This is a genomic window from Sharpea porci (assembly GCF_009695655.1).
Lineage (GTDB): Bacteria > Bacillota_I > Bacilli_A > Erysipelotrichales > Coprobacillaceae > Sharpea > Sharpea porci.
Genome location: NZ_VUNM01000020.1, coordinates 40,959 through 46,989 on the forward strand (window position 1 = coordinate 40,959; position 6,031 = coordinate 46,989).

At 36.4% G+C, this 6,031-nt stretch carries 4 protein-coding genes; 1 reads left to right on the plus strand and 3 read right to left on the minus strand.

The features are described from left to right. Position 1: 1 nt before the first annotated feature. The 3 genes from FYJ79_RS08685 to clpB form a co-directional block, all read right to left on the minus strand. Complete coding sequence (locus tag FYJ79_RS08685; protein WP_154516956.1) at positions 2-775, minus strand: hypothetical protein; 774 nt, start codon at positions 773-775, stop codon at positions 2-4. Continuing rightward, positions 762-1,508, minus strand: coding sequence for an RsmE family RNA methyltransferase (locus FYJ79_RS08690; protein ID WP_154516960.1), 747 nt, complete (start codon positions 1,506-1,508; stop codon positions 762-764). Before FYJ79_RS08690 ends, FYJ79_RS08685 begins: the two co-directional genes overlap by 14 nt. A 101-nt stretch (positions 1,509-1,609) precedes the next feature. After that, the gene (gene clpB / locus FYJ79_RS08695; protein ID WP_154516964.1) at positions 1,610-4,177 is read right to left on the minus strand and encodes an ATP-dependent chaperone ClpB; all 2,568 of its coding nucleotides are present in this window, start codon (positions 4,175-4,177) and stop codon (positions 1,610-1,612) included. 155 nt (positions 4,178-4,332) lie between these two features. Here clpB and cls point away from each other — a divergent pair, with 155 nt between their 5' ends. Beyond that, complete coding sequence (gene cls / locus FYJ79_RS08700; protein WP_229771432.1) at positions 4,333-5,871, plus strand: cardiolipin synthase; 1,539 nt, start codon at positions 4,333-4,335, stop codon at positions 5,869-5,871. Positions 5,872-6,031: the final 160 nt, after the last annotated feature.

Consider the following 6,031-nt stretch of genomic DNA (forward strand, 5'->3'; position numbering starts at 1 on the left):
TTTACTCCTTAATTAATTTACTTAATTTCTTATGAACTTTCTCATTCATCAATCCCTTTTCCAACATATAGTCAAGCACATCTTTATTCTTTTCGTCCATAAAATAAGCGCATAATGTCTTAACATCCTCTATTTCAATCTTACGCTCTACTTTAGGCATGCTGAGATAAATACGGTTGACAAGATCAAGAGATGCTTTTTCTAGAATAAAAATCATATCCTGATCCTTGAAGAAATAAGCAAGAAAACCATCTTGATCATAAACCTTCTCTAAAGAAGAAAAGTTGGTATTAAACATATTGATTCCATAAAGATCAAGAGGTGTATGAGGATTGATGGCCATATTCTTAATCTTTTCAGCATGTTGTTTAAGTGTTGTCAAACTATAATCCTGAATAAACCAGCGATTAATTTCTGGTTCGTATTGGGGAAGATAGATTTCTAAATCACTCGTCTTCTCATAGAAATGGGGCAGTTCTGCTAAGACTGGAGATAGATCATTATTAAACATCTTCTGCTTTTCTTCATAATTAATATAGTTGAACGTATCGTAGTATTCACCTCTAAAATCATCCCAAGCACGGTTAATGCGCCATTCATTATAGAAGCTTCGATAGATCACTTCAAATAGAAAGAGATCCATTTCTTGTTTGACTTTAAAATCAATTTTATGATCATTTAATAGATTCTTATGTTCCTCTATTTCTTTATAGAGTGGTGTTTTACTTAATTTTATGATTGTTGCTTGTTTGTTGAATTTTTCAATAAATCCCATTATTATTCAGCTCTCTTTCATATCCAATGACACTCAACATATAGAGTGGTGCTGTCTCACTGCGTAATATTCTTTTGCCTAAACCACAGCGCTTAATTCCTAATGTTTCCATTGCTTCTATTTCGCTTTCATCAAAACCACCCTCAGGTCCAACAATAATCGTAATGGATTTAGTGAGTTGAGAAAGTGCTTGATGAAAAGTGCTTTCTTCGTGATTTCGACTTGCTTCTTCATAAGCGACTAGATTGACTTCACTTAAGTACTGATGCAATGTCTTAATATTTGCAAGTTCAGTAATTTCAGGGAGAATTTCCCTTTCGCTTTGTTCAGCAGCTTCCTGAATGATACGGTTGTAGCGCTCATACTTCTTTTTAAGACTCTTAGCGTCCGTTCTGATAATTGAGCGTTGGCACATAAATGGAACGATACGGCTTACCCCAAGCTCTGTCGCCTTCTTGAGCACAAATTCAAACTTGTCTCCTTTTGGCAAGCCATAAACGAGTGTCACATCAACATCAAGTTCATGATTCTCATCGATATGCTTTTCTTTAATCAGCACACCCTTTGTGACATCCGCAATCGTACAGTCATAGACATTGTGATCCTCATCTATGCAGATAACATGGGTACCATTTGTATAGCGCATAACTTTACTTATATGCTTATGCATGACGCTATCCGCTTCAATAATGCCATCATGCATCTGTGTATTCTTAATAAAATATCTTTGCATAAAGTTCCTCCGCCTTGTATTCTAACATTTCTCTTTACTCAAGAAAAGCAATTCTACCACAGTGTTCCTCTAAAAGCAAAAAAGCGAAGATTTCTCTTCGCTTAATGAGCCGGTCTAATAACAAATCCCTGATCATAGTCAATGACAACATGGTCACCTTCCTTAACATGACCAGCAATCATTTCTCTAGCAAGAAGTGTTTCAATATTACTCTGGATATAACGTTTGATTGGACGAGCACCAAATGTCACATCATAAGCATCAGCTTCAATCTTTGCTTTAGCACGATCTGTAACACTTAATGTAATCTTCTTTTCACTTAAACGTTCTTCAAGTTCACCAACGAACTTATCAATAATATCGTAAACAACAGATTCATTCAGACTATTGAACATAATAATTTCATCAATACGGTTTAAGAATTCAGGTTTGAAGTGCGCTTTTAAGTCTTCTTCAACAAGCTTTCTATTCTCTGGTGTATTACCATTCAACAAGTATTGTGAACCAATATTACTTGTCATAATGATGATTGTATTCTTGAAGGATACAACATTGCCTTTAGAATCCGTTAAACGTCCATCATCCAATAACTGTAAGAGAATATTGAAGACATCAGGATGAGCTTTCTCAATTTCATCGAGCAGTACAATGCTATAAGGAGCACGACGTACAGCTTCTGTTAACTGACCGCCTTCTTCATAACCAACATATCCTGGAGGTGCACCGACAAGACGTGACACACTGAATTTCTCCATATATTCACTCATATCAATACGAACAATATTACGTTCACTATCAAAGAGCTGTTCAGCTAAAGCTTTTGCGACTTCCGTCTTACCAACACCCGTAGGACCTAGGAAGAGGAAGGAACCAATTGGTCGATTCTCATCATTAATGCCTGCACGACTTCTTAAAATCGCATCAGTCACCGTCTTAATGGCTTCATCTTGCCCCATAACACGTTTTTTAAGAATATCTTCTAGATGTAATAATTTCTCTTTTTCACTTTCCATCAATTTACTTACTGGAATATGTGTCCAACGAGAAATGACTTCAGAGATTGTATCGACAGTTACTTTCTCCTGCAATAATGCATCTTCTTTTTCAGCTTCCTGATGAGCTGCAATTTCCTTTTCAATAGCAGGTAAAGTTTGGTATTTGATACGTGAAGCTTCTTCTAGATTGCCTTCTGTCTCATATTGGGACATTGCTGTTTCAAGACGCTGTTTTTCATTTTTCAATTTCTTAACATGATCCAGGCTAGATTTTTCTTCTTTCCACTTATCTGTTAAGCCAGAAATCTTTTCATTCAATGAAGCAATCTTTTCCTGGATAGAAGCAAGACGTTCTTTTGTATCTTCACTCTGATCTTCTTTTTCAATAGAAATACGTTCCATTTCCAGTCTATTCTTATCACGTGTTAAGCTATCAAGTTCTTCTGGCATTGAATCAATTTCCATACGTACACTTGCACAGGCTTCATCAATTAAATCGATGGCTTTATCAGGTAAGAAACGATCTGTGATATAACGATCACTCATATGGGCTGCTGCAATAATGGCATTATCAGTAATCTGAACACCATGATGGCTTTCAAAGGATTCCTTTAAACCACGAAGAATAGCAATCGTGTCATCAATATCTGGCTCACCGACAAGAATCTTTTGGAAACGTCTTTCAAGAGCTGGATCTTTTTCAATATATTCACGATATTCGTCAAGTGTTGTTGCCCCAATACAATGTAACTCACCACGAGCAAGCATAGGTTTCAACAAGTTAGCAGCATCCATTGCCCCATCTGTCTTACCAGCGCCAACTAGCTGATGAATTTCATCGATAAACATGATAATGTTACCTTCAGACTTCTTGATTTCTGATAATACGGCTTTTAATCTCTCTTCGAACTCACCACGATATTTAGCCCCAGCAACAAGTGAACCTAAATCAAGTTCAAACAATGTTTTGCCTTTCAATGTTTCAGGCACATCATTCTTGAAAATACGCCAAGCCAATCCTTCAACAATGGCTGTCTTACCAACACCTGGTTCACCAATCAAGATTGGGTTATTTTTTGTCTTACGACTCAAGATCTGAATCACACGTCTGATTTCTTCATCACGACCGATGACTGGATCAAGCTTGCCATCTCTCACATCCTGAATTAAATTACGTCCATATTTTTCTAAGACTTCATAGTTGTTTTCAGGATTTGGATTATCAACATTATGTCCACCACGCATTTCATCAATGATCTTCTTTACTTGTTTTTCATTGAGATTGAATTTCTTAATAAAATCATTAATAAATGTTGTATTGGTCTTAAATAAGGCAAGAATTAAATGTTCAACTGACATATAACTATCCTTATATTGTGTCATGACTGTATTAGCATTGCCTATTAACTGATTTAAATCATAGCTCATACGTAAGTCATTTTCACTTACCTGACCAACATTGGGTTTTTTATTGATCGATGCATTCAAATAATCTCTGACATCGTTAACTCTAATTCCTAACTTTGAGAGCACGCGATAAAATATACCGCTGGAATCTTCCAATAAGGCATACAGCAAATGTTCTACATCAATGACCTGCTGTCCTAATGCCATAGCAGAACTTGCTGCTCTGCCAAAAGCTTCCTGCATTGTCTGTGTGAATTTTTCATTCATAATATCACTCCCTTTAGCACTCTCTTCTTCTTTGTGCTAATTGTATTATACATCGATTTTTAGCACTGTCAATAGGTGATTGCTAAAAAGAAGAAGAAAAGATATCTATTTTTTTCTATTTCCTCTATAATGATAGAAAAGGATGTGATAAATACATGAATATGACTAATGAAGAAATTGGTGACGTCAAGAATAGTGTAAAAAGATTATTCTTTGTCGTTGTCTCAGTTATACTACAACTTGTCTGGCTTGCTTATTTAATGACAGAAGTTGTTGATATATCGCCTTATATTTCGGGAGGCTTGCAGGTGATTGCTGTTATTATTGCTTTATTTCTCTATGCTGGAAGACGCAATCCCGATATCAAGCTGCCATGGATTATGTTAATCTTAGTCTTTCCAGTCTTAGGTGTATTGATGTTTATACTCTTTGATGCAAGTATAACAACATATACAGTTCGTAAACATATCGAAGCTATTGATCAACAGATTGATCCCCATCTCAAACAGAACGAAGAGACACTCAATGCACTCAAGAAGGAAGATCCTTCAATGAGTAATATTGCGACATATCTTTATAAATATGCCAATGCACCTGTCTATCGTTACAACGATGTCACTTTCTACAACAATGCTTCCGATGCTATTGAAGCCCAAAAGGAAGCTTTAAAAAAGGCTAAACGTTTTATCTTTATGGAATATCATGCGATTGAGGATGCCCAAAGCTTTGCTCCTATTAAAGAAATCTTAGCAGCCAAGGTCAAAGAAGGCGTTGATGTACGTATCTTCTATGATGATGTTGGTTCGATTGGCTTTATCAACACAGATTTTATCGAACGAATGGAAGAGCTCGGTATACACACCCGTGTTTTCAACAAAGTTGTGCCCTTTCTCTCCTTCTTTATGAACAATCGTGATCATCGTAAAATAACAGTCGTTGATGGACAGGTCGGTTTTACAGGTGGTTATAATCTCGCAAACGAGTATTTCAACCTCACTCATCCCTATGGTCATTGGAAAGATACTGGCATACGTATCGAAGGTAGTGCTGTTCAGTCATTGACAGCTCTCTTTCTTGAAATGTGGAATGCGATAAAGGATGACCATGACAATATCACAAACTTCCTCTATATGACACCACATTATAAATCCGATGGCTTTATTCAGCCCTACGGCGATACACCCCTTGACCAGGAAACAACAGGTGAAGATGTTTACTTAAATATCATCAAGCGCGCTAAGCATTATGTCTATATCACAACGCCTTATTTAATTACGACAAGTGATATGACAAGAGAACTCACTCTTGCAGCGAAAAGAGGTGTTGATGTCAAAATCATTACCCCTGGTATTCCTGACAAGAAAACCATCTATCGTGTTACACGCAGCTATTATCAAAATCTCGTCCGTGCCGGAGTAGAAATCTATGAATATACACCTGGATTTATGCACGCTAAGGAAATTATCTCTGATGACGAGATTGCGACATGTGGTACGATTAACTTTGATTACCGTTCTCTTTATCATCACTTTGAAAATGGTGCTGTGCTTTTTAAATGTTCATGTATTAAAGACATGATTACGGACTTCAACAATACACTTACTGTTTGTGAAAATGTCACAGATAAATATTTACATCGTCGTGGGCGTTCTATTATTGATATTGTCTTGAGATTATTTGCCCCACTTCTTTAGCCAGGATGATCCTGGCTTTTTCTATATAAAAAAAGGGTCTGTCCCGAAATAAAATAGACGCATAAAAATAGCGGTATCACACATATAGTGTATGATGCCGCTATTTTGTGGTATAATAGAGCTATGGAAACTATAAATAATAAAGGCTCTATATACACCA